Source organism: Luteibacter sp. 3190, from assembly GCF_031456385.1.
GTDB lineage: Bacteria > Pseudomonadota > Gammaproteobacteria > Xanthomonadales > Rhodanobacteraceae > Luteibacter.
In genome coordinates this window covers 278606-304136 of record NZ_JAVDUO010000004.1, presented here as the reverse complement: position 1 = coordinate 304136, position 25531 = coordinate 278606, and the positions used below count along the sequence as shown (strand labels likewise).

Annotated in this window: 25 protein-coding genes, 1 tRNA gene and 1 riboswitch; of the genes, 15 read left to right on the top strand and 11 right to left on the bottom strand. The window is 68.7% G+C overall.

Annotation, left to right across the window (positions count from 1 at the left end; translation table 11 throughout):
- Positions 1 to 69: 69 nt before the first annotated feature.
- From J2X58_RS17000 to J2X58_RS16990, 3 genes are all read left to right on the top strand, one after another.
- The gene (locus J2X58_RS17000) at positions 70 to 288 is read left to right on the top strand and encodes a hypothetical protein (RefSeq protein WP_090179564.1); all 219 of its coding nucleotides are present in this window, start codon (positions 70 to 72) and stop codon (positions 286 to 288) included.
- A gap of 173 nt (positions 289 to 461) precedes the next feature.
- Complete coding sequence (uvrD, locus tag J2X58_RS16995; protein ID WP_310049724.1) at positions 462 to 2666, top strand: DNA helicase II; 2205 nt, start codon at positions 462 to 464, stop codon at positions 2664 to 2666.
- Between the two features lie 87 nt (positions 2667 to 2753).
- Positions 2754 to 4553, top strand: a complete 1800-nt coding sequence (locus J2X58_RS16990) for an Hsp70 family protein (RefSeq protein WP_310049722.1) — start codon at positions 2754 to 2756, stop codon at positions 4551 to 4553.
- Positions 4554 to 4628: 75 nt separating this feature from the next.
- On the opposite strand, the gene J2X58_RS16985 is transcribed toward J2X58_RS16990, so the two are convergent.
- The 3 genes from J2X58_RS16985 to J2X58_RS16975 are packed head-to-tail and all read right to left on the bottom strand — an operon-like array spanning position 4629 to position 7862.
- Positions 4629 to 5885, bottom strand: coding sequence for a heme biosynthesis HemY N-terminal domain-containing protein (locus J2X58_RS16985; protein ID WP_310049719.1), 1257 nt, complete (start codon positions 5883 to 5885; stop codon positions 4629 to 4631).
- Positions 5882 to 7045, bottom strand: coding sequence for a uroporphyrinogen-III C-methyltransferase (locus tag J2X58_RS16980; RefSeq protein ID WP_310049718.1), 1164 nt, complete (start codon positions 7043 to 7045; stop codon positions 5882 to 5884). Before J2X58_RS16980 ends, J2X58_RS16985 begins: the two co-directional genes overlap by 4 nt.
- A gap of 46 nt (positions 7046 to 7091) precedes the next feature.
- Positions 7092 to 7862 carry a uroporphyrinogen-III synthase gene (locus J2X58_RS16975; RefSeq protein WP_255364571.1) on the bottom strand — a complete coding sequence of 257 codons (771 nt, stop codon included), beginning with the start codon at positions 7860 to 7862 and terminating at the stop codon, positions 7092 to 7094.
- A gap of 121 nt (positions 7863 to 7983) precedes the next feature.
- Between J2X58_RS16975 and J2X58_RS16970 the strand changes: the two genes are divergently transcribed.
- The 5 genes from J2X58_RS16970 to J2X58_RS16950 all read left to right on the top strand — a co-directional run bounded on the left by J2X58_RS16970 (position 7984) and on the right by J2X58_RS16950 (position 11523).
- A complete protein-coding gene (locus tag J2X58_RS16970; RefSeq protein ID WP_090179576.1) occupies positions 7984 to 8448 on the top strand; it encodes a YiiD C-terminal domain-containing protein in 465 nt (154 codons plus the stop codon).
- A 29-nt stretch (positions 8449 to 8477) separates the two neighbouring features.
- Positions 8478 to 8891, top strand: coding sequence for a hypothetical protein (locus J2X58_RS16965; RefSeq protein ID WP_310049713.1), 414 nt, complete (start codon positions 8478 to 8480; stop codon positions 8889 to 8891).
- Between the two features lie 49 nt (positions 8892 to 8940).
- A complete protein-coding gene (locus J2X58_RS16960; RefSeq protein WP_090057272.1) occupies positions 8941 to 9387 on the top strand; it encodes a rhodanese-like domain-containing protein in 447 nt (148 codons plus the stop codon).
- Between the two features lie 196 nt (positions 9388 to 9583).
- A complete protein-coding gene (locus tag J2X58_RS16955) occupies positions 9584 to 10801 on the top strand; it encodes a hypothetical protein (protein ID WP_310049710.1) in 1218 nt (405 codons plus the stop codon).
- Entirely contained in the window at positions 10789 to 11523 is a 735-nt protein-coding gene (locus J2X58_RS16950) for a hypothetical protein (protein ID WP_310049707.1), read from the top strand. Before J2X58_RS16955 ends, J2X58_RS16950 begins: the two co-directional genes overlap by 13 nt.
- A gap of 65 nt (positions 11524 to 11588) precedes the next feature.
- Here the strand turns inward: J2X58_RS16950 and J2X58_RS16945 are convergent, their stop codons facing one another.
- Complete coding sequence (locus J2X58_RS16945) at positions 11589 to 12644, bottom strand: 2Fe-2S iron-sulfur cluster-binding protein (protein WP_310049705.1); 1056 nt, start codon at positions 12642 to 12644, stop codon at positions 11589 to 11591.
- A 49-nt stretch (positions 12645 to 12693) separates the two neighbouring features.
- On the opposite strand from J2X58_RS16945, the gene J2X58_RS16940 reads away from it, so the two are divergent.
- The 6 genes from J2X58_RS16940 to J2X58_RS16915 all read left to right on the top strand — a co-directional run bounded on the left by J2X58_RS16940 (position 12694) and on the right by J2X58_RS16915 (position 17928).
- Complete coding sequence (locus J2X58_RS16940; RefSeq protein ID WP_310049702.1) at positions 12694 to 13149, top strand: hotdog fold thioesterase; 456 nt, start codon at positions 12694 to 12696, stop codon at positions 13147 to 13149.
- On the top strand, positions 13146 to 14090 hold the full coding sequence (locus J2X58_RS16935; protein ID WP_310049699.1) for a serine/threonine protein kinase: 945 nt from the start codon (positions 13146 to 13148) through the stop codon (positions 14088 to 14090). Before J2X58_RS16940 ends, J2X58_RS16935 begins: the two co-directional genes overlap by 4 nt.
- A gap of 85 nt (positions 14091 to 14175) precedes the next feature.
- A complete protein-coding gene (locus J2X58_RS16930; protein WP_090057285.1) occupies positions 14176 to 14619 on the top strand; it encodes a hypothetical protein in 444 nt (147 codons plus the stop codon).
- Between the two features lie 19 nt (positions 14620 to 14638).
- Positions 14639 to 15808 carry a class I SAM-dependent rRNA methyltransferase gene (locus J2X58_RS16925; protein WP_310049695.1) on the top strand — a complete coding sequence of 390 codons (1170 nt, stop codon included), beginning with the start codon at positions 14639 to 14641 and terminating at the stop codon, positions 15806 to 15808.
- Positions 15809 to 15856: 48 nt separating this feature from the next.
- On the top strand, positions 15857 to 16939 hold the full coding sequence (locus J2X58_RS16920; protein WP_090057291.1) for a DNA topoisomerase IB: 1083 nt from the start codon (positions 15857 to 15859) through the stop codon (positions 16937 to 16939).
- A gap of 65 nt (positions 16940 to 17004) precedes the next feature.
- Entirely contained in the window at positions 17005 to 17928 is a 924-nt protein-coding gene (locus J2X58_RS16915) for a hypothetical protein (protein WP_143070486.1), read from the top strand.
- Between the two features lie 187 nt (positions 17929 to 18115).
- Here the strand turns inward: J2X58_RS16915 and pnuC are convergent, their stop codons facing one another.
- The 3 genes from pnuC to J2X58_RS16900 all read right to left on the bottom strand — a co-directional run bounded on the left by pnuC (position 18116) and on the right by J2X58_RS16900 (position 22148).
- Positions 18116 to 18685 carry a nicotinamide riboside transporter PnuC gene (gene pnuC / locus J2X58_RS16910; RefSeq protein WP_310049817.1) on the bottom strand — a complete coding sequence of 190 codons (570 nt, stop codon included), beginning with the start codon at positions 18683 to 18685 and terminating at the stop codon, positions 18116 to 18118.
- A gap of 1 nt (position 18686) precedes the next feature.
- Positions 18687 to 20861 (bottom strand): TonB-dependent siderophore receptor, encoded by a 2175-nt coding sequence (locus tag J2X58_RS16905; RefSeq protein ID WP_310049691.1) that lies wholly within the window; start codon positions 20859 to 20861, stop codon positions 18687 to 18689.
- A 56-nt stretch (positions 20862 to 20917) separates the two neighbouring features.
- Positions 20918 to 21014: riboswitch (TPP riboswitch) on the bottom strand.
- Positions 21015 to 21017: 3 nt separating this feature from the next.
- Complete coding sequence (locus J2X58_RS16900; RefSeq protein WP_310049689.1) at positions 21018 to 22148, bottom strand: phosphotransferase; 1131 nt, start codon at positions 22146 to 22148, stop codon at positions 21018 to 21020.
- 333 nt (positions 22149 to 22481) lie between these two features.
- Between J2X58_RS16900 and J2X58_RS16895 the strand changes: the two genes are divergently transcribed.
- Positions 22482 to 23405, top strand: coding sequence for an MASE1 domain-containing protein (locus J2X58_RS16895; protein WP_310049686.1), 924 nt, complete (start codon positions 22482 to 22484; stop codon positions 23403 to 23405).
- Between the two features lie 51 nt (positions 23406 to 23456).
- Here J2X58_RS16895 and J2X58_RS16890 read toward each other — a convergent pair whose 3' ends face one another.
- From J2X58_RS16890 to rplM, 4 genes are all read right to left on the bottom strand, one after another.
- Positions 23457 to 23900 (bottom strand): hypothetical protein, encoded by a 444-nt coding sequence (locus J2X58_RS16890; protein ID WP_090057299.1) that lies wholly within the window; start codon positions 23898 to 23900, stop codon positions 23457 to 23459.
- 630 nt (positions 23901 to 24530) lie between these two features.
- A tRNA-Gln gene (locus J2X58_RS16885) sits at positions 24531 to 24604 on the bottom strand.
- 66 nt (positions 24605 to 24670) lie between these two features.
- The gene (gene rpsI, locus J2X58_RS16880) at positions 24671 to 25063 is read right to left on the bottom strand and encodes a 30S ribosomal protein S9 (protein WP_089981021.1); all 393 of its coding nucleotides are present in this window, start codon (positions 25061 to 25063) and stop codon (positions 24671 to 24673) included.
- Positions 25064 to 25072: 9 nt separating this feature from the next.
- Positions 25073 to 25501 carry a 50S ribosomal protein L13 gene (rplM, locus tag J2X58_RS16875; protein ID WP_072323841.1) on the bottom strand — a complete coding sequence of 143 codons (429 nt, stop codon included), beginning with the start codon at positions 25499 to 25501 and terminating at the stop codon, positions 25073 to 25075.
- Positions 25502 to 25531: the final 30 nt, after the last annotated feature.

Sequence of the window (25531 nt, the reverse complement as noted above, 5' to 3'; positions counted from 1 at the left end):
TTTTGCCCACACGATCCCTCGACATGGGCCCACGCATCCTCGGCGCCACATTCAATGGGAGGAATCCACATGCGTGCAGGTCTCATCGTCGTCGGCGTCATCCTCATCGGCCTCGGTCTCTGGGTGACCCTGGGTAACGGCAGCTACAGCAAGACCGATACGGTGGCGTCCATCGGCCCCGCCAAGATCGAAGCCACCCATGACAAGGCCATTCCGCAGTGGGTCGGCATCGCCGGCATCGTGATCGGCGGCATCGTGGCGGTGGCGGGGATCGCGCGGAAGAAATGATCGTCGGGGGGTTGGGGGATGGGAGTTGGGGGCGGCGCCTTGGTCGACTGAGGGGGCTGGCGTCGTGACGGCTCTCGACATCGAAGCCAGTCATCAGTGCGCCCCCATTTCCCACCTCCCATCTCCCAGGCCTGCGGCGCAGGCCGCCCGTGCCCCTCCGCTACAATGTCCCGATGGACGTTTCCCACCTGCTCGACTCCCTGAACGACGCCCAGCGCGAGGCCGTCAGCGCCCCGCCCGGCCACTACCTGATCCTCGCGGGCGCCGGCTCCGGCAAGACCCGCGTCCTCACCCACCGCATCGGCTGGCTGACCCAGGTCGAACGGGTACCGCCGTGGGCGATCCTCGCGGTGACGTTCACCAACAAGGCGGCCGGCGAGATGCGCGCGCGCCTGGACGGACTGATTCCGGGCGGCACGCAGGGGCTGACGGTCGGCACGTTCCACGGCATCGCGCACCGTCTGCTCCGTCGGCACTGGCGCGAGGCGGGCCTCGTCGAGGGATTCCAGATCCTGGATTCCGACGACCAGCAACGCCTCATCAAGCGCGTGATCGCGGGCATGGGCCTCGACGAGGCGCGCTTTCCGCCTCGCCAGGCGTCCTGGCAGATCAACAACTGGAAGGACGAGGGAAAGCGCCCGGACGCGATCGAGCACCGCGACCACCCGGTGACGCGCACCTTCGTGGAGATCTACAAGGCGTACGAGCAGCAATGCCAGCGCGCCGGTCTCGTCGATTTCGCCGAGCTGCTGCTGCGCGCGCACGAGCTTTGGCTGAAGGATCCGCAGGTGCTGAGGCACTACCAGGATCGCTGGCGCTACCTGCTGATCGACGAATTCCAGGACACCAACACGCTGCAGTACGCGTGGATCCGCGTGCTCGCGGGCAATACCGGCCAGGCCTTCGTGGTGGGCGACGACGATCAGGCGATCTATGGCTGGCGCGGCGCGAAGGTGGAGAACGTGCAGCAGTTCCTGCGCGACTTCCCCGGCGCGAAGACCATCCGCCTCGAGCAGAACTACCGTTCGACGTCGACGATCCTCAACGCGGCCAACGCGGTCATCGCGCGCAACGGTGGCCGTCTTGGCAAGCAGCTGTGGACGGACGGCGGCGAAGGCGAGCGCATCGCGTTGTATGCGGCCTACAACGAGCAGGACGAAGCACGCTTCGTCATCGAGCGCATCCGCGAATACATCGCCGAGCACGGCAACGCGCGCGACTGCGCCATCCTGTACCGCTCCAACGCGCAGTCCCGCAACTTCGAAGAACAGCTGATCCAGCGCGACCTGCCCTATCGCGTGTACGGCGGACTGCGCTTCTTCGATCGCGCGGAAATCAAGGACGCGCTCGCGTACCTGCGCCTCGCGTCCAACCGCCACGACGACGCCGCCTTCGAGCGCGCCGTGAACACGCCGCCGCGTGGCATCGGCGACCGCACGCTCGACGAGTTGCGCCGCCGCGCGCGCGCCGACGGCAGCTCGATGTGGGAGGCCTCGCTGACCGAGGCCTCGATCGGTTCGCTGGCCGGACGCGCGAAGAACGCCATCAAGGCCTTCATCGGTCTGATCGACAATCTGGCGCGCACGTTCGCCGGTCGCGGCGATGCCGAGGCCGACGAGGAACCGACCGCGCTGGACCTGGCCGAGCAGATCGAACACGCGATCGTCCACACCGGCCTGCGCGACTTCTACGAGAACGACAAGCGCGGCAACGGCGAGGCGCGCGTCGAGAACCTGGACGAGCTGGTCAACGTCGCCAGCCGTTTCGAGATGACGCCGGAAGATGTCGACGCCGGTCTCAACGAGCTCTCCGCCTTCCTGTCGCACGCCGCGCTCGAAGCCGGCGAAGGCCAGGGCGAGGCCTGGGACGACTGCGTGCAGCTCATGACGTTGCATTCGGCGAAGGGCCTCGAATTTCCCGTCGTGTTCCTCGTGGGCATGGAGGAAGGCCTGTTCCCCAGCCAGCGCTCCACCGAGGAAGAAAACCGGCTGGAGGAAGAGCGCCGCCTGGCCTATGTGGGCATCACGCGTGCCCGCGAGCGCCTCTACGTGTCGCACGCCGAGTCGCGCCGCATGCACGGCACCGAGATGCTCGCCCGGCCGTCGCGCTTCCTGGGCGAGATCCCGCCCGAACTCATCGACGAACTGCGCCCGCGCGTGCAGGTGTCGCGTCCGGCCTATGCGGACCGCTTCGCCGCGTCGTCGCTGGAGGAGCCCTCGCCCGTTCGTCTGGGCCAGCGCGTCAGGCACCCGACGTTCGGCGAGGGCACGATCGTCAGCGCGGAAGGCGCCGGCGCGCACATGCGCGTGCAGGTCAACTTCGAGGATGCCGGCAGCAAGTGGTTGGTTTACGCTTACGCGAACCTCACCGCGCTCTGACGGGCGTCGCGCGGAACGGAAGCTAGCCGCGTCGCCACGATTGCGACGGCGCGTCCGGAGGATGCGGACGCAGAGGGGAAGGATCGCGTGATCGTCGGTATCGACCTGGGTAGCTCCCACAGCCTCGTCTCCGCATGGATCGACGGCGCGCCGCGCCTGATTCCGAACGGCGCGGGCGAGGTGCTCACGCCTTCGTGCGTGGGCGTCGGAGACGACGGACGCATCCTCGTCGGCAAGGCCGCCCTCGCGCGTCGCGAAACGCATCCCTGGGATACGGCGACACGCTTCCGGCGACACCTCGGGCACCCGCACGCGGTGCGCCTCGGCGTGCGCGATTACCGGCCCGAGGAGCTCGCGGCGCTGGTGCTGCGCACGCTGGTGCGGGATGCGGAGGCGTTTCTCGGAGCACCGGTCACCGAGGCCGTCGTCACCGTGCCGGCATGCTTCTCCGGTGAGCAGCGCGAGGCGACGCGTGCCGCCTGCGAACTGGCGGGCATCAAGGTCGAACGGCTGCTCAGCGAGGCGACCGCCGCCGCGCTGGCGCACGCCGTGGACCTGGTCACCGACGAGGCCCGGTTCCTCGTGTTTCGTCTCGGCGCGGCGACCTTCGACGTGGCGGTGGCCCAGCTCACCGACGGCATGATCGGCGTGCGCGCCAGCGCGGGCGACGATTCGCTCGGCGGCGACGACTTCACCGCGCTGATCGCGACGCAGGCGTTCGCCAGTGGCCTGCCCGAGGCGGCTGGCGAGAGCGTGGCGTTCATGCGCGAACTGCTCGCCCTCGCCGAAACGGCGAAGTGCGAGCTGACCCGCCGCGATACGGCGCATCTCGAGGCGACCTACGGCGAGACGAGCGTCGGCGTCGTGCTGAATGGCGACACGTTCGCCACGCTGACGCAGCCCTTGCTCAATCGTCTGTGGTATCCGATCGAACGCGCCATGCGCCTTGCGCGAATCCGCGCGGCGGACCTCGACCACGTGATCCTCGCCGGAGGTGCGACGCGGATGCCGGTCATCCGTGCGCTCGCGACGCAGATGTTCGCGCGGGAGCCGACGACGACGATCGATCCCATGCACATCGCCGCCATCGGCGCCGCGGTGCAGGCGGGGATCGCGATGGGAGATCGCGCGCTACGCGGACTCGACGTCCTGGAGACCGGCAGCCGCGCCTCGCCGACGGTCGCTTCGTCGTCCACGGCAACCTCGGTAACCTCGTCTTCCGACCCGACACTGGACCTGGCGCTGGGCTTCGCCGCCGACGTCGGCAAACAACCGGTCGCCGCCGTGCAGGGACTGCTGGCGAACGCGCTCGCCGAGCTGCGCAAGCGCTACATCGATGCGCCCGGCCAGTTCGAGGAGCACCTGATCGACCTGCTCGTCACCCAGCGCATCGGGCAACGCGTGGCGGTGTTCGAAACGGCGGCCGACGCGTTCCACTGGCGGCTCGCGGATCACCTCGACGCACTTGGCTCACGAGGCGACTGGATTCGCCGCGTGCTCACCGAAGGCGACGACTGGCTCGCCCTCGACGAAAGGCGCCGGTTCGAATGGCTCGATCTCGCCGGGCTCGGGGAGGCGGGGCTCGATGCGCCGCTCGTACCGCGCTGGCCCGAGATGCGCATCATGCGCGAGCGGTTTCCGACCTTGATCGGGCTCTTCGTGTCGACGGGCACGCTGGCGAACTGGGAGGCGGCGTTCGATGCGTTGCCGGCGTCGTCGCGTGATCGCCCTAAGCGGGTCGCGCCCGGTGCGGAGTCACGCCTGTCGACCGCGGCCGCACCGCCGGATCGCGATCGTCGACGCAAGGCATGGCGTGCCGTCGTGCTGATCGCCGTCGCGCTGGCGCTGTGCGCGTTCGCGCTCTGGCACGGGGCGCTTCGTCGGTGACGCCCGTTCGCGCGTGAACGCGCTCCCACCTGAAGGGTCGCACGTTGCGGTGACCGGGCGCGCTTCCCTCAGGTGTCAGGGCGACAGTCGTGGCACGCCGTGCTGGTCGCGCTCTTCCACCGCGGTGACGCGCGTGTCGATGCGGCGGGCGCGAAGTTCCTCCGGCAGCGCTTCCGTGGCGTCACCGCGGGCGAGCGCGAGGGCATTGCGGTAGCAACGCTGCGCCAGTTCCGGATGATTCTCGCCGACGTAGACATCGCCGAGCGCTTCCCAGGCGTCGGCGCTGGGCTCGATGGCCAGCGCGCGCTCGAGGTACGGCTTCGCCTTGCCCCACAGGCGCACCCGGGCGCACATGCGGCCGACGGCGGTCAGCAGCACGGCGTCGTTGGGATGGGTGTCGATCCAGCCTTCCGCGCGGCGCAGGCGCTGTTCGATGTCTTCGGCGCCCATGCCGCCGTACGTGGCGACCAGCACGGGCGACCAGTCGCGACGTAGCGCGGTCTCGATCTCGTCCATCGCGGCCATCGTCTGGCCGAAGCGCGCTGCCTGCCGCGCGTAGGCGTCGATCGCGGCGGGGAGGCGACGCTGTCCCTTCGGAAGCTGCGACCACAGCGTCGCCAGCGACGCGCCATCCGAGGCACTGCCGACGTAAGCCGCGATCACACGCGCTTCGAAGGCGGCATATGCGCGGGCGCCGAGCTCGCCGCTCTTCTGCAACGGCTCCAGCGCCCGCATCGCGCTGCGCGCGTCGTGCGTGTCGAGCGACGCCTCGGCGTATTCGACCCAGCCCGCGGGCGTGAGACCGCCGGCGGCGGCCTCCGGCGCGAGCAGGGCGACGGCCTCGGACGCGCGGCCCGAACGACGCAGCAGACGTGCGCGAAGGATGCGCGCGGCGCGCGGCGTTTCCTGCGCGGCCTCGTCCAGCGTCTCCAGCGCACGCGTGGTGTCGCCGTGCCGCTCCGCGGCTTCCGCGGCGGCGAGCAACGCCGGACCACGCAAGGAGGGATACCGCGCGGCGCGATGGAGGTCGCGCTCCGCCTCGCCGTGACGGCCTTCGATCAGCGACACGAGACCATCGGCGAGGCGCCGGCGGCTCACCCGGCGATGGCGGCGCGTCATCGCGCCGAACGGCCAGCGGATGAGCGCCACGAGCGCCGTGATCACGGCCCAGGCGAGCAGGAGCAGCACCACGGCGGTCACGACGGTCGTCTGCACGTTGGTGCCGCGCAGGTGCACGAGCACGTAGCCCGGATCCTCCGCGACCCAGTGCCAGGCGAACGCCGCGGCGACCGCGACGAGAATCAGTCCGACGACCCAGCGCCACGGCTTCATGGCGTGGCCTCGTGCGGCGCGTCGGTGCTGGCGGCCGGCGCGGGCGCCGGGGTGGACGATGCCTTCGCCGGCCCGGAGGTCGGCGCGCCACCCTGGAGCGCGTGCACCGAGCGCAGGTTGCGCAGTTCGGCGAGCGCGGCGCCGAGCTTCGGTTCGGCACCCTTCGCCTGGCTGGCGAGCAGCGCGGCGATGTGGGCGCGCGCCGCCTGCACGGACGGAGCGGTGGTGTCGAAGCGTGCGGCGAGCACGGCGTCGACGCGCTTGAGCGCCGCCTGACGGCCGACGTCGTCGTAAGCGAGCACGGCCGCTTCGGCGTGCGCCACGTCGAGCGCCGCGAGTTCGCGCGCGATGCGGTCGTCCGCGAGACCGATCGGCGTGCCGTCGTCGTGGCTCACGCGCACGATGCTGCCCAGTGCCGAACCCGCGCGCTGCCAGAAGCCCTGCTCCGCGCCTTCGGCGGTCTTCGTGTCGTCGCTCTTCAGCGGCAGCGTCGTCAGCTCGCCACGCAGGGCCGCGAGCGTCGCGAGGTCGTTCGCGCGGGCGCGCGGCGCGATGGCGGAGAGCGCCTCGCGCTCCGCGGTGACGTTCTGGCGGACCGCCGCGAACGCCGCGTCGTTGACGGCGGCGAGCGTCTTGTCGGCGAGATCGTAGGCGGACAGCGCACCGCTGGCGTCGCCGAACAGCGCGAAGCGCTCCTTCGCCATGCGCAGCAGCGATTCCGCTTCGTCGAGCAACATGGCGTCGTGGCCGCTGAGGCTGCGCTCGGACAGGTTCGCCACCGCGTCCTCGAGATTGCGCGTGCGCTCGGACATCCCGAGCATCTCTTCGCGCGCCGAACGGCTCACGGCATCCGCGTCGCCGAGACGGCGGCGCAGGTTCGCGTTCTCCTCGCGCGTGGCGTCGACCGCGGCCTGCAAGGTATCGACCTGCCCGCGCAGGCCGTTGGCCGCGCCGAGGTCCTGGCGCATCTGCCAGGCGGTCCAGGCGGTGTAGCCCGCGGCGCCGAGGGCGGCAAGCGAAAGCAGGATGGCGATCGCCAGCGCGCCACCGCCGCGCCGAGGCGCCGGATCGACGCGCCGTGGCGGCACGGTGGTACGGGCGGCGGCGGCCGGGGCCGGCGTCGCCGGAGCGGTATCGGTCGGGGGGGTCTCGGTCGTCATGGCGGGCATGCTAGCAGGCCATACGCCAACGCACGGAACACATCCCTCAACGGCGGGTGAACGAGACCCCTGCGGCGGCGGCGAGGAGGTCGGTGGGTAGCGCGGACCGGGCGACCGCGACGCGCTCGAACCCGGCTTCCAGCGCGATGCCACGCAGGCGTTCGCTGCTTACGACGGCCACGGCCTGGACCAGCCGTCGCCAGGCCGGCGCCACCAGCGCGCGATGCAGGTGATCGAGCGCCTCGGCGCTGGAAAGCAGCACCGCCGAACGGCGGCCGAGCTTCAGGAGCGGATCGATGTGGCGGCGGTCGATCCGCGGCGCGACGCGATGGTAGACGTGGATCTCCTCCAGGTCCGCACCACGCGCGGCCAGTCGCTCGCGAAGCAGGCCCCGCCCGCCGGGGGCGCCGATCAGCGACACGCGACGTCCGGTGACGTTCGCCAGCTCCGGCAAGGCCAGGACGCCCTCGCTGTCCTGAGACGTTTCGGGGAATCGCACGTCGACCACGTCGGCCGTCTTCAAAGCGCGGGCCGTGCCGCGGCCGACTGCCACCACCGTGGCGCGCGTGGCCAGCGGCAGGACGTCGGCGGCGAAGCGCACGGCGGCGGGACTCGTGAAGATCAGCATGTCGCCTTCCAGCGCCTTGCGCAGCGCGGCGTCCACCGCCGTGGCATCCTCCGTCGCCCGCAGGGACAGGCCCGGCACGCTGACGGGAATGCCGCCAAGCTTGCGCACCCGCCGCGCCAGCGGGCCGGCGGTGCCCGCGGGGCGGGTAATGACCACGGTGACGTTGCGTAACGGTAGGGTCCGGCTCACGTAATGCATCCTGCGATCGACGGCTCAGCATAGGAACGTGGGGACGCCGTCACCAATGCCGAAGGTTGGGTCGCCCATACGGATGCGAACGGGCCGCGCACGAACGTAGACTTGCCGGCTTATGACCACGATCCAGACCCCTCTCGCCGACCTCGGACGGTTCATCCGCGACAGCATTCCGCTGGCCCGCGCCATGGACGTCGCGATCGAGGCCTTCGACGGCGAGCGGCTGACCATGACGGCGCCGCTCCAGCCGAACATCAACGACAAGGGCTGCGCCTTCGGCGGCAGCCTCGTCACGCTGATGACCCTCGCCTGCTGGGCGCTGGTGGAAGCCCGTCTGCGCGAGCGCGGCGCCGACTGCGACGTCTTCGTGGCCGACTCCACCGTCCGCTACCTCGACCCCGTGTGGGACGACCTGCGCGCCGAGGCCACGCTGGCGCCGGGCGCCGACTGGGCCACGTTCTTCGCCACGCTCGACGCGCGCGGCCGTGCCCGGGCCGACTTCACCTGCGTGGTGCCGGGGGAGAACGGCAAGGCGCTGGCGAGCCTGGATGCGCGTTTCGTGGCCAAACGCCGGGCATAATGCCGCCCGACGCCCCGATGGAATCCGCCATGCGCCCGTACGCCCTGCCCGCTGTCGCCCTTGCCTTCCTCGCCCTCACCGGCTGTGCCACGGACAAGCGCAACCAGGCGCTGAACAAGACGCTGATGAGCTACGCCTCGGCGATCCGCTGGGGCGACTTCACCAGCGCGCAGGCGTTCATCGACAAGGACTACCTGCAGGAACACCCGATCAGCTCGATCGAGCAGGGCCGCCTCCAACAGCTGCGCGTCACGGGCTACGACGAAGGCGCGGGCCCCAAGCCCGACGGCGACGACGACGTGATCCAGGTGGTCCAGGTCAACGTGGTCAACATCAACACGCAGGCCGAGCGCAGCGTCATCGACCGCCAGCGCTGGCATTACGATCGCGAAAAGAACAAATGGACCCTGATGACCGGCCTGCCGGACTTCACGCCCCGCTAAAGCCGATATAATCGGCCGTTTATCCCCTCCTGGGACGCGGAAAGACACGATGAACGACGTTTTGCAGAAGCTGCCCGCTTTCGTGAGCAACCACACCGCGCTGGTCGCCCTGTTCGTGGTGATCCTGGTCGCGCTCGTCGCCACCGAAGTCGGCCGTCTGTTCCGCAAGTGGAAGACCCTGACGCCGGCCGGCCTGACGCAGCTGATCAATCGCGACACGCCGCTGATCGTCGACCTCTCGGCCAGCGCCGACTTCGAGAAGGCCCACATTCCGGGCGCGAAGAACGTCGCCATGAGCCAGTTCGATCCGGAAACGCAGAAGGATCTGTCGAAGGCGAAGGAACTGCCGGTCGTGCTCGTCGACAAGGACGGCCGCGGCGTCGGCAAGGCGGCCAATCGTCTGATCAAGGCCGGTTTCCCTAAGGTCTTCGTGCTCGAAGGCGGCACCTACGCCTGGCAGACCGCGCAGCTGCCGGTGGTCAAGGGCAAGAAATAAGGCCGCCACGCACACGGCCGGGAGACGGGTCGCGACAGACCCGCAAGCCTTTCGTGGTGCTCTCGCGGGATCCGTCGCGGACGGAGCCGCTCCTACGGCTATAGCGGGCGACGACGGTGGGATTCGACGAATCCTGCGGACATCCACGGCGCCCCGCTCGACCTAGCCTGATCGCTCTCCCGAACTCGGAGCGACCATGCGACCCACCTTGTTCCCCGGCGCCATCGCCATGGCGCTCTTCCCGCTGCTGGCGAATGCGCAGTCGACGGCTCCGCCCGTCGACGGGTGCGCACCCATGGACATCGGTCCGGCCTACGACGCCTCCCTGTCCACCGGCGCCACGCTCGGCTGCTTCCAGTTCGTGACGCCGGCCACGCCGGCGGCGTCCAAGGTCGACGTCAACCTCGCCGGTTTCCGGGCGGGAGAACTGCACGACGTCAGCCTCGTGCGCGTCGATAGCGACGGCAGCACCCGCGCCGCGGCGACCGACGCGTCGATGGACGCCTACCGCATCCTGCAGGCGATCAGCGACGCCTCCACGCGCTGGCTGCTTCTCGTCGGGCGACCCAAAGGCGGCGAGGCCTCTCCATTCCAGATGCAGGGGACCCTCGCCACAGGCGCCGATCGCCATGAGCCGAACGATGCCTTCACGACGATGACGAAGCTGGAGGGCAACCAGCGCATCGAAGGCAACCTCGACAACGCTGGCGACGGCGACAACTTCCTCATCACGTTCCGCCCCGACCAGAACACCGCGAACCTCGAACTCGAAGCACCCCCGGGCGTCGTCGGCATAGTCGTCGACGGGGCGAAGAAGACCGGCGAGCTTCGTGGTGGATCGGCCTTTCGGGTGGATTCGTCCAGACCCGTCTTCGTGCAGATCAAAGGCGGTGCCAGCACCGTCGGTGCGCGGTACACGATCGCGCTGCGCGATCCCGGCGCGACAGCGGTCGTCACGATGGTTCGAAGCAATGAAAACATCAGCCACCTCGCCCCGGCTCTGGGCTCGACGATGCCGGGCGGGGCCAACGTCGCGCGAGTCGCCGAGGTCGAAGCACAGGTTTTCGAAGGCGACCGGGCAACGCCCGTCGGTGCGGGCTATGTCGTCAAATTCGAGGGTTATGACGTCGGCACGAACGGTCATTGGCTTCTGACGGAACTGACGACTGTTACCGACGAACGCGGTATAGCGCGCACCACGCTCAACGTTGGTCCGTGCAAGGGCGGAGCCATCGGGCCGATCACGGTGCCTACGCGTGGAAACCCACCCGATTTCTGGGACATCGAATACAACCCGTCGGGCGCTGTGATCGCCTGGGTCGACGGTAGCGATACCTCCGATGCGACAAGACCTCTCAGGTTCGAACACATCTGCAAAGAAACCTTCAGGATGCATCGCCCATGGAAACCCTGACCATTCGTAGCTCGATCGATTCCCGGGCGTCGCATGCAAGCACGGCCATTAGCGACGCAAAACCAGCCGTTGCCGATGATCAGCGCCTGCGACCACCACCGGAAGGGCCCTCCAGTCACGAACTGTCGGAGCGCCTGCTGGCCTCCATATCCCATTCTTTGGCCGAGCAGAAAGATCTCGGAAGACGCCTGGCGTCATTTACGGACGCGCTCGTCCCTTTCCTCGCATCGCTGACGCTGGAGCGACCGGGCGTGGTGGCCATGGATTTCGACCTGCATCTCGACGAGGGCCGTCTGAAAGCAACGGGTAAGGACGTGCATCCCGACGATCTTGCGTGGCTTGAATCCCGCATCGCTCAGTTCCCACGTCTGGCGAAACTTGCCGGCGAATTCAATCAGGCGGTCAGCCGGACATTCGGCGATGCGGAAAAAGACAAGTACTGGCGTCTGGAACCACCTCGCGGTTGGCAGAATTACCCCGCGGTTCCAGATCTGGACAAGACGGTGGACAGAGATGTCGGCTTCATGTCCTTGCTGCGCCAGGTTCGCGACGACGGAATGCCGCAGACTTTCGACGGAATGCCGCCTCCGGAACGATTCGATGCCACATCGTCGAGGGTCCTCGCCATGATCATCACGCCGGAGACGTATAAGGTGACCCCGGGCGGATTCATATCGTTGAATCATCTGAAACCGCTTTCGAAGGGAAGCTGGGTCGCATAGTCGCTACGCTTCCGCGAGCGCCATCGCGTCCAGGGCCGCTCCTGCAGGCGGAGCATGGCTGACAATCAAAGCCCGTGGATGCCCGCGCGACCGCGGAGGATGGCATCCAGCACGTCGGGTGCGACGTCGAACGAGTCGAAGTACAGCCGGTCTTCCGGCAGGTTCGCGTCGATGAAGAGCTCGCGACCCGCCGCGATCATGGCCGGCGGGCCGCTCATGTACAGGTCGAAGGCCGAGAGGTCCGGATGGTCCTCCAGCACGGCTTCGTGGACCAGGCCCTCGCGCAGGCCGCTGGCCTGCGCTTCCTCCGGATCGGAAAGCACGGGAATGAAGCGGATCGTGGGCGCGGCGCGCGTCCAGCCGGCGGCGAGGTCGGCGAGGTAGAGGTCGGCGACGCTGCGCGCGCCCCAGTAGACGTGCATCGGCCGGCGCGTGCCCAGCGCGATGAAGTGCTCGACGATGGCCTTCACGGGCGCGAAGCCGGTGCCGCCCGCCACGAACAGCATCGGGCGCTCGGAATCCTCGCGCGGGACGAACGTGCCGAGGGGCGCCTCGATCGTGAGGCGGTCGCCGACCTGGAGCGACTCGTACACCCAGGACGTGAAGCCGCCGCCCGGTACGTGGCGGACGTGCAGTTCGATGCGTCCGTCCGGACGCGGACCGCTGGCGATGGAGAACGGGCGGTGACGGCCGTCCTCGAGGATCACGTCGAGGTACTGGCCGGGCAGCCAATTGAGGCGGTCGCCGTCGAGCGGCTGCAACCAGACGCCGACGACGTCAGGCGCCAGCGCGGCGCGCTCGACCACCTCCACCTCCAGACGGCGATGCGGTATGTCCTCCACCGAGGCGATCTCGCGCGCCTGGATGGCGATGTCGCCCTCCGGCACGGCCTGGCAGAGCAGGATCGCGTGATGCAGGCGCGCCGTCGCCGAGAGCGCGACGGGCGGATTCCGCGGGTAGCTGCACGCGCCCTCGACGAGGGTGGCCTTGCAGCTTCCGCACACGCCGCCCCGGCACGAATACGGGAGGGCGATTCCCGCGCGCTGGGCGGCTTCGAGCACGGTTTCGCCGTCGGCGGCGTCGAATCGCTTGCCGGACGATGTCAGGGTTACGGTGGGCACCCGCCCATTGTAGGACAATGACGGCTTGCCCCACAGGATCGCACCCCTCATGACCTCCATCTGGAAACAACCCCTCGACCTCGCCCGCATCAACGCGTGGAGCCGCGGCACGATGATGGAGGCGCTGGACATCCGGTTCACCGCGTTCGGCGACGACTGGCTGCGCGGCACGATGCCGGTCGACCACCGTACCCAGCAGCCCTTCGGCCTGCTCCACGGCGGCGCGTCCGTCGTGCTGGCCGAGACGCTCGGCAGCTCGGCGGCCCTGCTCACTCTCGACGTGGAAAAGGAGGTCGCCGTGGGCCTCGACATCAACGCCAACCACATCCGTGGCGTGCGCGGGGGCCTCGTCACCGGCACCGCGAAGGCGGTGCACCTCGGCCGGACGACGCAGGTCTGGGAGATCCGGATCGAGGAAGAACAGGGCAAGCTGGTGTGCCTGTCGCGCCTGACCATGGCGGTGATCCCCTCACCGGGCGGCGCGCCCGGGAACCTCCGCGCGTGAGCGAGGCGGCGCCCTACGAGGGCCTGTCCCCGGACGTGGTCCTGGCGGCGGTGGATGCCGGCGGTGCCTGGAGCGATGGCCGTCTGCTCGCGCTGAACAGTTACGAGAACCGCGTCTTCCAGGTCGGCCTGGAAGACGGCGGCTTCGTCGTGGCGAAGTTCTACCGGCCCGGCCGCTGGACCGATGCCGCGATCGAGGAGGAGCACGCGTTCGCGCGCGAGCTCGCGGAAGCCGAGCTGCCGATGGTGGCGCCACTCGTGGTCGAGGGCCGTACGTTGCTGCGCGAGGCCGGCTATCGCTACGCGCTGTATCCGCGGCGCGGCGGCCGCGCCCCCTCCCTCGAATCCACCGACCAGCTGGAATGGCTGGGGCGCCTGCTCGGCCGCATGCATGCGATCGGCGCGCGCGAACGCTTCACCGCGCGCACCACGCTGGACCGTGCCACGATGATCGAGGGCCCGGTGCGGGCGGCGCTGGGCTCGGACCTGCTGCCCGCGCACCTGTTCGACGCCTATCGCGACGCGGCGCGCCGCGTGGACGACGCCGTGGCGGCCCGCTTCGATGCCGTCGGCCCCGTGCGCCGCATCCGCCTGCATGGCGACTGCCATCCGGGCAACGTGTTGTGGACCGACGCGGGCCCGCATTTCGTCGATCTGGACGACGCGCGCATGGGCCCCGCGGTGCAGGACCTGTGGATGCTCGCGTCCGACGATGCGATGCTGGACGCGCTGCTCGAGGGCTACGGGCAGTTCCGCGAACTCGACCCCGGCGAGCTCGCGCTGATCCCCGCGCTTCGCGCGATGCGCCAGGTGCATTACGCGGGATGGATCGCCGAGCGCTGGCACGATCCCGCGTTTCCGGCCGCGTTCCCCTTCGCGGCCGAGGCGCGCTGGTGGGAGCAGCACATCGCCGACCTGCACGAGCTGGCCGACGGTCTGTGAACCGGAACCGGCTCGTCCGCGCGCCAGCGGACTTCCGACCGATGCGACACGCCATAATCGTCCCCCGCTCTGACCAGGACCTTCCATGCATTCCTTCCTGACCCGCGTCATCGCCGTGTTCGAGATCGCCGGCGGCCTGTTCGGCCTCGTCCACCAGTTCGACCGGTTGCTCGGCTCGCGGGTGGTCGGCATGGAGGCGATCGTCGCGGTGCTCGGCGTGCTGCTGTTCGGCTTCATCCTCGTCGCCGGCGTGCTGCTGGCCAGCAACGACGGCCGCGGCACCTCGTTCTCGATCTGGGCGCAGTTCCTCCAGGCTCCGCTCCTCGCCACGCCCTTCTTCAGCTACGCGCTGTCGAGCGGCGCCTTCGCCAACCTGTCGATGACGCTGCAGCGCTCGCCGCGTCTCGGCTTCGACTGGTCCATCGCCGAGCACGGCTGGCTGCTGGCGCTCGCCGGGCCTTCCGCGGCCCACATCGGCATCAACCTGCTGGCACTGGGCTCCTGGCTCGTCCTGCGCTTCGGGCGTTGAGCCCCGGTATCATTCACCGATGAACAGCCCCGCACTCCCCGTCATCCGCCTGAAGTCCGACCGCGTCCCCGGTCATCCCTGGGTCTGGTCCGCGCAGATCGTGAAGCCCGACGACCGCCTGCCGCCCGGCAGCGTCGTGGACGTGCACGACGCGAAGGGCCGCTTCGTCGGCCGCGGCTTCTGGAACGGCCACGCGCGCGTCGCGCTGCGGCTGCTGACGACCGACCCCGACGTCGCCATCGACGACGACTGGATCGCGCAGCGCATCGCGCGCGCCGTCGAACTGCGCCGCGAGCTGCTGCGCCTGGACGAGGTGAGCGACGCGTGGCGCGTCGTCCACAGCGAAGGCGACGGCCTCTCGGGCCTCGTCGTCGACCGCTATGCGGATCACCTGGTGGTGGAGTATTTCGCCGCCGGCATGTGGCGCTTCCGCGAGACGATCCACGCGGCGCTGCAGCGTCATTTCCCCGGTGCTTCCCTGTACTGGTTCGCCGAGCAGCACGTGCAGCGCCAGGAATCCTTCGACGTGCGCTCCAACGACGCGCCGACGGCCGTCGACGTGCACGAGCACGGCCTGGCGTTCCACGCCGCGCCGGGCCTCGGCCACAAGACCGGGTTCTTCGCCGACCAGCGCGACAACCGCCGCCGCTTCGCCGAACTGGCGCGCGGCCGCCGCGTGCTCGACCTCTGCTGCAACGCCGGCGGCTTCGCCGTGCACGCGATGAAGGCCGGCGCCCGCGAGGCCACCGGCGTCGACGCCGACGCGGCGATCCTCGAGGTCGCGCGCGAGAACGCCCGCATGAACGGCGTGGCCGCCACCTTCGAGCAGGGCGACGTCTTCGAGTGGCTGCGCGCCGCGATCGCCCGCGGCGAGACGTGGGACGCGGTCGTGCTCGATCCGCCCAAGCTCACGCGCGATCGCAACCAGGTGGTCAACGCGCTGAAGAAGTACTTCGCGATGAACCGGACGGCGCTCGACGTCCTGGCGCCGGGCGGCATCCTGCTGACCTGCTCGTGCACCGGGCTGGTCGGCGAAAGCGACTTCCTCGAGATGATCCGCCGCGTCGCGCTCAACGCCGGGCGCGACATCCAGGTGCTCGACGTCGCCGGTGCCGGCCCCGACCATCCGGTGGCGAGCAACGTCCCGGAGAACCGCTACCTCAAGGCGGTGTTCTGCCGCGTCGGCTGACGAGGCGTTCACCCGGCCTTGATCGGTCGCCGGGACATAGTCCCGGCCATGTCCAGGAACCCACCGGCCAACGCCCTCGCGGCGGCGAGCGTCGAGAAGGCCCACGCGAAAGCGGCGGGCCTCGTCTATGTCTGCGACACCGATGAAGGCATCACGCGCTGCAAGCGCGGAAAGAGCTTCGCCTACATCGGGCCGGATGGCCGCAGGATCACCGACGAGAACGTGATCGCGCGCATCCGCTCGCTGGCGATCCCCCCGGCGTACACGAACGTCTGGATCTGCCCCGACGAGCGCGGCCACCTGCAGGCGACCGGGCGCGACGCGCGGGCACGCAAGCAGTACCGTTATCACCCGCGCTGGCGCGACACGCGCTCGCAGGGCAAGTTCGAGCGCATCGTGGAGTTCGGCGAGGCCCTGCCCCGCCTTCGTCGCCGCCTGCGCAAGGATCTGGCGCTGCCCGGCCTGCCGCGCGAGAAGGTGCTCGCGCTGGTCGTCAGCCTGCTGGAAGAGACGATGATCCGCGTCGGCAACGACGCCTACGCGAAGCAGAACAACTCGTATGGCCTGACGACGCTGCGCTCGCGACACGTCGCCATGCGCAAGGGTCGCATCACGTTTCATTTCCGCGGCAAGAGCGGGCTATGGCGCGACGTCGAACTCGACGACAAGCGACTCGTGAAAGCGGTGCGCCGCGTCCAGGAGTTGCCCGGGCAGCGGCTCTTCCAGTACATCGACGACGACGGCCACCCGCAGCCCGTCGACTCGGGCATGGTCAACGACTACCTGCGCGAGGTGACCGGCGGCGAATTCACCGCGAAGGACTTCCGCACCTGGGGCGGCACCGTGCACGCGATGGGCGTGCTCGGCACGACGGCGCTGCCCGACGAGGGCGGCGAGCGCGCGATCAAGGCGGCCCTCGCGCAGGCCGTCAAGCAGGTCGCCGCCGTGCTTGGCAACACTCCGGCGGTATGCCGCGCTTCGTACATCCACCCGGAGGTCTTCACCGGCTGGACCGAGGGCAAACTGCATCGCTGCGTACCGCCGGCGGGTCTCCGCTATCCCCGAAAATTGGAAGCGTCCACCCTGGCTTTTCTGCGCCGACGGCTACGTGCGTCGAAGCGCTCCCGTTGAGACGAATGGATGGCTATAGTGCGCGCACGGGGAAGGGGTTCGATGAGTCAGGGGTCGTGGTGAAGATGTCTCGATGGAAGCTCGTTCCCGTCCTGCTCGGCCTGCTGGCCGGCGCGGGCGTGCATGCCCAGGAAGCGGCGAACGCCGGCCCCGTCAGCCTGCCGGACATGCAGGAGCATCGCGGCGTGGTGGACGACACCTGGATCGTCGCGCCGCGGCGTCTCGCCGATGCGACGCTCGCCGCGGTGAAGAACTACGCCGACGAAGGCGACATCGCCGCGGGTGTATCGCTGCGTTATCACATCGACAACGCCGACTGGCTGATCGCCGACGTCTTCATCTACCCGGCCGGCGAAGGCGACAACGCGGCCATGCTCAAGCGCGCGGCGGAAGATTTCCGCGAATCGGTGGCGTTCGCCGAACGCCAGCAGATCTACCGCAACGTGTGGTGGGGCGACGAAAGCGCCTACACCGCCAACCTCGCCGGTGGCAGGAAGGCCGAAGGCCGGTTCCTGCCGATCGTCTTCGACGCCCAGCAGGACATGCTCACCTCCCGTGCGTACCTGTTCTACCGCAAGCTCTATTTCGTGAAGATCCGCCTGAGCACCGCGGTCGAGGCCGTCGACAGCCTGGCGGAGAACGCGGATCGTTTCGTCGCGAGCCTGCTCGATGGCGTCGACATCGTCAGCGTGGGCAATTGCGGGCGGCGGATGGACATCCTCATGGCGACGCCCGGCCAGGCGCCGCCGGCCGACCTGAAGGACGGCGTGAGCGCCGATGGGTATCGCGTGCTGTTACCCGCGAACCGCGCGGGCTCGACATCCACCCGTAGCCAGCTCGCCAAGGTGATGTCACTGGCCGCCGCGCGGCAACAGGCCACGGGCTGCACGACGCTCGAATACAACCCGCCTCTCGAGAACGGAACGCGGGCCGTGCTGCACCTGAGCTTCCAGCCCGAGGACTGGGGCACGACGCCGCGCACGAAGTGAACCCTCCAACGAAGAACGGCCGGGGCGCGTCCCACGCCCCGGCCGTTGCCGTTCACCGGTTGGTACAGGGCTCAAATCCTTGAGCAAACACGTCCAACCCGCGGCGACCAGTGAATTTTGCGTGGTCCGCCGCAGTTCGGATATGGAAGTTTTCTGAAAAATCGGTCGGATTTCACGGTGGCTTGACCTAAGCCTGCGCAGGCACCGACCGCTCCGCGCGCCACGCACGCAACCCGATGGCGGCGAGGACGACGAAGCCCGCGTAGAGCACCGCCGTGACCGGGAGCGATTTGTAGAGGTACTCGCCGACGTAGATCACGTCCACCGCGATCCACAGCCACCACGCGGCGGCATGGCGTCGCGCCTGCCACCACTGCGCGACGAGACTGAACGCGGTGAGCGCGGCGTCGAGCCAGGGCAGCGACGCATCGGTGTAACGGTGCATGGCATAACCGAGCGCGAGCGCCGCGGCCGTGCCGAGGGCGAGATGGGCGATGGCCTCGCGTGGAGCGAGCGCCGCGACGCGGACGTGGCCGCTGCCGTCGAGGTTGCGCGTCCATCGATGCCATCCATACAGGATGAGCACGGCGAAGATCGCCTGCAGCAGCGTGTCCGAGTAAAGCCGCGCGTCGACGAAGATCCACGCGTACGCGACCACCGACACCAGGCCCACCGGCCAGCACCACGGACTGCGCCGCGCCGTCAGCCACACGCCCGCCGCGCTGACCAGCGCGGCGAACAGCTCGAACAGGGACAGCTCAAAGCTCATAGGTCACCGACAGGCGGGCCAGTCGCGGCATGCCCGGGAACAGATAGCTGTCGCCACCGGAACTGCCCGTGTCGCGCCAGTAGAACCGGTTGAACACGTTATCGACATTCAGGCGCCACGTCAGCGCATGGCCGCCCACCTGCGTGGCGAACCGCAGCCCCGCGTCGAACACGTTGTACGCCGGCACGCGCGTGGCGCCGTCGGGTGTCGCCACGTTGCTGCCCGCGTAGCGCCAGCCGCCCAGGATGGCCAGGCCCGGCGCGAACGGCAGGCTGTAATCGGCGTACACGGCGCTGCGCCAGCGGGGTACGTTGACCACCTGATGACCTTCGTACGTCGGCGCCCCCGTGTTCTCGGCGCGCGCGCGGATCGCGTTCAGGCTGGCGGTGAGGCGCAGGTTCTCCGTGATCCGCCCCGCGAGGTTGAGTTCCACGCCCGTGTGCACCTCCTGGCCCTGCTGCACGAACGTGAAGCCTTCCGCCGTGTCGTCCGGACGCGCGAACTGGTACGCCTGACGGATGCGATACACCGCCGCCTGCAGGTCGAGGCCCTCGCCGATGGCGTACTTCACGCCCGCCTCCACCTGACGCGAATGCAACGGCGCCAGCGTGGTGCCGCCGTTCGACGTCCAATACGGCGCCTCGCGGCCGAGGGACAGGCCCTCGCCGTAGCTCACGTAGGTCGTCAACGGCGCGGTCGGCTGCCAGAGCAGCGCCGCCTGCGGCAGCGACTGACTGCTCCGCGTGTGGCGTTCGATCGCGCCGGTGTCGTCGTAGGCGCTTTCGTCGAGGCGGACGAAACGCGTGCCGGCGAGCACCTGCCATTGCTCGCCCAGGTGGATCCGGTCGATCGCGAACAGCGTGCGCTGCCAGCTCGTCAGGCGGCGGACCGACGGACCCGGCTCGTTCGGCGACGGTGCGAACGACGGCACGACACGGTCATAGATGTTGGCGGTGCCGACGTAGTCGTACACGTAGGCGCGGCGGTCGATGGTCCGGCGGAAGCTCGTGGCGCCGACGTTGAGCTCGTGGTCGACGCTTCCCGTCGCGAAGCTGCCGGTGACGACGCCGCGTACTTCGTCGTTCTGCCGCGTGTCGTCGGGGCTGCGGAAATCGTAGACGTCGTAGTCGCCGTTCGGCGCGAAGAAGTAACCGGGCGTGGCGCCGGATGCGCAGGATTCGGCGTAGAAGCAGCCGTAGGCGAACGCGACGTTGTCGTCGATGACGGTGTGGCTGTGCCCCGCCGAGACCTGCGCGTTCCAGTTGTCGCTGAAGCGGTAGTTGAAGCGCAGCGACGTATTGCTGGAATGGATGCCCACCGGCCGCTGCCACGACTGGTAGCCGAGCAGGCGCGTGCGGCTCGCATGGGCGGGCACCGTCGTGCCGCCGAGCAGCTGGTAGCCGGACGCCGAGCGCTGTCCGCTCGTCTGGTAATCGGTGTCCAGCAGCAGCGTCGCCTTATCGGTGATCTTCCAGTCGGCCGCGATGGAGACGAAACTGCGCCGGCCATCCGCGTGTTCGATGTACGAGTGCGTCTTCTCGTTCGCCGCGTTGACGCGCAGGCCGAACGACGGCGAGAACCAGGCGCCCAGGTCGAGGGCCTCGTAGTTCGAGCCGTGCGAATCGGTTCCGATCGTCACGTTATGCACGTCCGCCGGACGCTTGCTGACGTAGTTGACGAGGCCACCGGGCTCGACCACGCCGGCCTCGAGCCCGCCCAGCCCCTTCAGCACCTCGACGTGTTCCTTGCCTTCGAGCGCGAGCAGCTGCTCCGCCGACATGATCATCCCGTTGAAGCGGAACCCCGTGGCGAGATCGAGCGGAAAGCCGCGGATCGAGACGTCCTGGTAGTAACCCGCCGGCGCGTAGTTGTCGGTGATCGCGGCGTCGCCACGCACCAGTTCGCTCAGCGTGCGGGGCTGGCGATCGTCGATCTGCGCGCGCGTGATGACCGTGATGGCCGCGGGGGTGTCATGCAACGGCGCGCTGCCGAAGCTGCCGAACGTATCCAGCTGCGAGTCGGCGGCGCGGTAGCTGTCGGTGGTCGTCGCGTGGACGTCCACGGTGGGCAGCGTGCGCGCCTGCGGAGGCGCGTCGTCCGCGGCGTGCGCCGCGGCGGCGAGCGCAAGGATGGCAAGGGCGAGCGGGGTACGGGCAAGGATCATCGTCGTCTTCGGGTCCATGGACGAAGCGACGGCGAACCACGGGCCCGGCCGGGCCATCCGTGGATCTGCAAGCTCCCTACGCCGGTACTAACCGGGTCAGGTTCCAAGGGACTCTCTCAGCCCGGCGATCGCCGGGCACCCCCGCTTCTAGAACCGTTATTGAACCACAATCCGGTCGAGGAACGTACGGCCGTGCCCGGTGGCGAACCAGCGCGCGTGGCCGAGCAGGAACGTGTGGTAGGCCACGTCCGCATGGTCGCGGCGGCCGGTGATGCCCTCGAAGTATTCGACCTCGGAGAGGGCGAAGTCGATGTGCACCAGCGGCAGCAGATCGGCGAGGAGCGCGAGGTCGCCCGCCGCGAGCGGCCGCACGGACCGGTAGCCGTCAACGATCGCGCGGGCGAGATCCGCTCGCCCGATGTCGCCGCGATCGACGTCGAGCCAGGCGATCGCGTTGCGCTCGATCGCGGTGGCGAGGTCGAACAGCGCGAACGTCTCCGCCGAGAGGCCGAGGTCGAGGACGTCGGTGATCGAAGCGTCGTCGCCGGCGCCGCTCCAGCAGAGATTGGAGACGTGCCAGTCGCCATGGGTCCACAGGCGGGGCTGCGTCGCGATGCCACGGATGGCGCGCGCGTGCCAGGGTGCGATCGCGTCGGCGAGTTCGGCTCGCCAGTCGCGCTCCCGCAGGTAGCGCGCGAGCGCCGGACGTGAAGGAAGCTGCGCGTCGATGACGCGAGCCGGCTCGGCCGCCGCGAGGATCTCCGCGCGCGCGACGAGGATGTGCGTCTCGCGCTGCGGCGCGGCGTAGCCGCGTGCGGCGTCATGCAGGCGGGCCAGCATGGCGCCCGCCCCGCGCGCGTGGTGCTCGCCATCGATCGGCGACCAGGAATACGCGTCGCGGTAGACATCCAGGCCTCGCGCCGCCTCGTGCACTTCGTAGACCCAGTCGCCGGCGGAGAACACGGATGTGCCGTCCCCGGCCCGCACGATGCCCGGTACGGGAATGCCGCGTTCGCGCAGGTGCGTCGCGAAGCGATGTTCCTCGGCGAGCGTGTGTTCGTCCCGGACGGAACGATGGTGCCGCTTCACGAAGTAGCGCCCCCGCTCCGTCGTCACCAGGGCCGCCGCGGACAGCGGCCGCGGGCTGCGCCAGTCCAGCGAGCGAAGCGTGCCGAGCGACGGGAGCCATTCGACGATCGCGGCGACTTCGTCACGGCGCAGGGCCGGCCAGTCGGGCTCGAGCTGGTCGCCGGCGAGGCCGTGGGCGAGGTGGGGGGCGTGGGTCATCCGGGGATTTTAGTGCGGGACGCGGCCCCGCACGGCACGGTCGGGCGCCCTGGGGGCAGTCCTAGACCCGCGGCAAGGGGGTCGGGAGGCTCGCGCAGCCGACCCTCGAGAACAAACGGGGCCCTTAATCGGCAAATCCTTCAAAAACGTGTCCAATCCATGGCGAACGGGCCGATATACCTTCAGACTACCCTCACGGGAGCGGGTGTGTGACAGGGGTCCGCGTGGCTCCGGCCAGCCGACGAAACGCGCCAGACAGGCGAACGACCAACCATGTAAGGACAAGATCGACCTAGGGGGACTACCGTGGGCGGAATGAACAGGGACGCGTTGGTGTGGGGTCGATACGTAGCCGTCGCGGGCGCCTACGCGGCCTGTTACGAGCTGACCCGCAATTTTTCGTTCTCGCACTGGATGCTCACCGCCGGGCTGCGCATGGCGTGCCTGCTGCTCGTTCCCCGGAAGTTCTGGCCGGCCCTCGCCGTCGGCGAAGCGTTGCCCATCGCCGAGATGGCCTTCGTGCACATGTCCGACTATGGCGTGGCCTGGGCCGTGGCCAACACCGTTCCTCCGATCGTCTTCTGCATGCCCATCGTGGCCTGGCTGCAATCGCGCCTGCCGATCATCCGTGCCGGCGGCGAGGTGAACATCGGCATGATCGTCCTGGCGACGCTGCTGTGCGCGGTGATGAACGCGGCCGAGAACTCGGTCGTGCTGAGCCTCATCCGCATGGACGATGGCTCACCGGCACCGAGCGTGACGCCGCAGATCTTCCTCGCGTGGTTCCTCGGCCTGTACCTGGGCGCGCTCACCCTGACGCCGAGCATCCTCGCGTTGCGTGAACGTCTCGCCGCGCAACCGAAGCGGACCGTCACATGGGACGCCATCCGTCATAGCACGCTGGCCCGCGACCTGCTCCTGATCGCGGTGCCATCGCTGGCGTTGCTGATGGGTATCGCCTCGCAGACCGAAGGCACGGCCCTGCAGGCCACCCGCATGGCGATGGCATTACCCGTCGTCGCCCTCACGCTGCGTCATGGCTGGCATGGCACATCGCTCGGCGGTCTTTTCGCGAGCGTCGCGATGGCATCCACCTCGTTCAGCCTGCTGGATCCCGCGATGATCCAGGCGCAGACGGTGATCGCCTTCGTGCTTTCGACATCGCTGCTGTTCGGCGTGCGTGTCGCACGTCGCCAGGCGGCCGCAAGACAAGTCCTGCTCGCGCAGGACCTGTCCTCGGGTTTTCATCGCCACTGATGTCCTTTCCAGTGCGCGTGCCGTCGGCACGCGGACATGCCCGCGCGATCGTTACCGACTCGTGCACTCCACGGGGTTCTTGCACTCCACGGCGACCGCCATCATGCGCATCGATCCATCGGACTGCGGCGCCACCGCGATCTGCGTCGCGGCATCCTGGTAGACGACCGTGTAGGCGGTGCTCGCCGGTGCAGGCAGCCGATCGTCGGCCGTGGCGAGGTTGGACGCGTCGGTACCGATCGGCAGCCCGGTGATGTCACCGGTGACGGTGCGCATGAAGGCGCCGCGAACCGTGCCGTTCGCGTCGTTGACCTGGAAGTACGTGATGTTGCCCTTCTTGAACTTGTAGACGTGGTAACCGGAGTTCGCACTGATGTCGGTCGTGTTGGGCCAGGACTGGCCGAGGCCGGTCACGGCGGTCTGTGCGTGGGCGGCGCCGATGCCGAGGGAGAGCGTGATGAGCGAGGCGAGCAAGAGGCGGTTGTGCGTGCGCATGATGGATACTCCTGTGTGATGGAAGTACGGCCCCGATGTCTTACTGCCCCGGGTTCCGTGTGTCGCCCATGGCGAACCCATGGCCGATACCGCCACTTTCCCGCATCGACCGCGGTCGCTTGGGGGCACCTGCCGAATCCGCGCATAGCTTGGACGGCTGTGTTGCGAGTCGGCCCCCTCCGGGTCCAGGCGCGCCCTTCCCTGCTTTCCGATGGATATCGATCAGCGTCGAATACACTGGCCTTTTTGCGGCACGCACGCCGACGCGGCACGCGTCCGCCTGCCGGAATGGCCTGGAATGATCGTTTTCATCGACACCCGGCGCCGGTCGTCGCCCAGGCGCTTGCCCGGCTACCGACCACGCCGCTCGCTCCCGCCACCCTCACCCGGATAAGCATGGGTCCGCCCCTCGGTGCGTGTCGTGGTTCGACTGAAAAGCATCGCGCCGTTACTGACGCGCGCAGGCAGTCTGCCGGATAAGCCGGACAGCGACCAGCACCGGTCCCATGAACGTCCCTTGCAGACGTTCGTCGTGCGGCGTCGCGAAAGCGGTCGCGGCCCGCGCCGTTCCCGACGCTCCGCGAAGCGCGCAAACAAAAAGGCCCCGATTCCTCGGGGCCTTTCTGCGTTTGGCTGGGAGACTAGGATTCGAACCTAGATAAACGGAGTCAGAGTCCGTTGTCCTACCGTTAGACGATCTCCCAATAAACCGGGATTCGATGCGCTCTGACCTTGAAGCACCGAATTGAAGCGCGAATTCTACTAGAAAATTAGCGCTTGGAGAACTGCGTTGCGCGACGTGCCTTGTGGAGACCGACCTTCTTACGCTCGACTTCACGGGCGTCGCGGGTCATGAAACCAGCTTTGCGCAGCGGCGACTTCAGGGCTTCGTCGTATTCGACGAGAGCGCGGGCGATGCCGAGGCGGATCGCGCCGGCCTGACCCGTGATGCCGCCACCGGCGACCGTCACCATGATGTCGAACTTCTCGGTGTTCTCGGTCAGCTCGAGCGGCTGACGGACGATCATACGCGAGGTTTCACGACCGAAGAACTGGTCGAGCGGCTTGCCGTTGACGACGATGCCACCGGTGCCCTTGCGGATGAAGACGCGGGCGGCGGAGGTCTTGCGGCGGCCGGTACCGTAATTCTGCTGGGTAGCCATGTCGATTCCTTAGATTTCCAGCGCCTGCGGCTGCTGTGCGGTATGCGGGTGCTCGGCGCCGCCGTACACCTTGAGCTTGCGGTACATGGCGCGACCCAGCGGGTTCTTCGGCAGCATGCCCTTGACGGCGATCTCGATCACGCGCTCCGGGTGCGTGGCGAGGAGGTCCTTCAGACTCGTGGTCTTCAGGTTACCGACGTAGCCGGTGAAGCGGTGGTACATCTTGTCGTCCAGCTTCGCACCGGTGACCGCCACCTTCTCGGCGTTGATCACGACGATGTAATCGCCGGTATCGACGTGCGGGGTGAACTCGGGCTTGTGCTTGCCGCGGAGACGGCGCGCGACCTCGGTCGACAGGCGACCCAGGGTCTTGTTCGTGGCGTCGATCACGAACCAATCGCGCTTGACGCTCTCCGGCTTGGCGCTGAACGTTTTCATTTCGAAAATACCTGGTTTGCCGCCAAAGAG

What these genes read in the sequence shown, in the direction of transcription:
- J2X58_RS17000 (WP_090179564.1), top strand. Translation starts at nt 70, where the DNA reads ATGCGTGCAGGTCTCATCGTCGTCGGCGTCATCCTCATCGGCCTCGGT.
- uvrD (WP_310049724.1), top strand. Translation starts at nt 462, where the DNA reads ATGGACGTTTCCCACCTGCTCGACTCCCTGAACGACGCCCAGCGCGAG.
- J2X58_RS16985 (WP_310049719.1), bottom strand. Translation starts at nt 5,885, where the DNA reads ATGAAGCCGTGGCGCTGGGTCGTCGGACTGATTCTCGTCGCGGTCGCC.
- J2X58_RS16980 (WP_310049718.1), bottom strand. Translation starts at nt 7,045, where the DNA reads ATGACGACCGAGACCCCCCCGACCGATACCGCTCCGGCGACGCCGGCC.
- J2X58_RS16970 (WP_090179576.1), top strand. Translation starts at nt 7,984, where the DNA reads ATGACCACGATCCAGACCCCTCTCGCCGACCTCGGACGGTTCATCCGC.
- J2X58_RS16965 (WP_310049713.1), top strand. Translation starts at nt 8,478, where the DNA reads ATGCGCCCGTACGCCCTGCCCGCTGTCGCCCTTGCCTTCCTCGCCCTC.
- J2X58_RS16960 (WP_090057272.1), top strand. Translation starts at nt 8,941, where the DNA reads ATGAACGACGTTTTGCAGAAGCTGCCCGCTTTCGTGAGCAACCACACC.
- J2X58_RS16955 (WP_310049710.1), top strand. Translation starts at nt 9,584, where the DNA reads ATGCGACCCACCTTGTTCCCCGGCGCCATCGCCATGGCGCTCTTCCCG.
- J2X58_RS16950 (WP_310049707.1), top strand. Translation starts at nt 10,789, where the DNA reads ATGGAAACCCTGACCATTCGTAGCTCGATCGATTCCCGGGCGTCGCAT.
- J2X58_RS16940 (WP_310049702.1), top strand. Translation starts at nt 12,694, where the DNA reads ATGACCTCCATCTGGAAACAACCCCTCGACCTCGCCCGCATCAACGCG.
- J2X58_RS16930 (WP_090057285.1), top strand. Translation starts at nt 14,176, where the DNA reads ATGCATTCCTTCCTGACCCGCGTCATCGCCGTGTTCGAGATCGCCGGC.
- J2X58_RS16925 (WP_310049695.1), top strand. Translation starts at nt 14,639, where the DNA reads ATGAACAGCCCCGCACTCCCCGTCATCCGCCTGAAGTCCGACCGCGTC.
- J2X58_RS16920 (WP_090057291.1), top strand. Translation starts at nt 15,857, where the DNA reads ATGTCCAGGAACCCACCGGCCAACGCCCTCGCGGCGGCGAGCGTCGAG.
- J2X58_RS16915 (WP_143070486.1), top strand. Translation starts at nt 17,005, where the DNA reads ATGTCTCGATGGAAGCTCGTTCCCGTCCTGCTCGGCCTGCTGGCCGGC.
- J2X58_RS16905 (WP_310049691.1), bottom strand. Translation starts at nt 20,861, where the DNA reads ATGATCCTTGCCCGTACCCCGCTCGCCCTTGCCATCCTTGCGCTCGCC.
- J2X58_RS16900 (WP_310049689.1), bottom strand. Translation starts at nt 22,148, where the DNA reads ATGACCCACGCCCCCCACCTCGCCCACGGCCTCGCCGGCGACCAGCTC.
- J2X58_RS16890 (WP_090057299.1), bottom strand. Translation starts at nt 23,900, where the DNA reads ATGCGCACGCACAACCGCCTCTTGCTCGCCTCGCTCATCACGCTCTCC.
- rpsI (WP_089981021.1), bottom strand. Translation starts at nt 25,063, where the DNA reads ATGGCTACCCAGCAGAATTACGGTACCGGCCGCCGCAAGACCTCCGCC.
- rplM (WP_072323841.1), bottom strand. Translation starts at nt 25,501, where the DNA reads ATGAAAACGTTCAGCGCCAAGCCGGAGAGCGTCAAGCGCGATTGGTTC.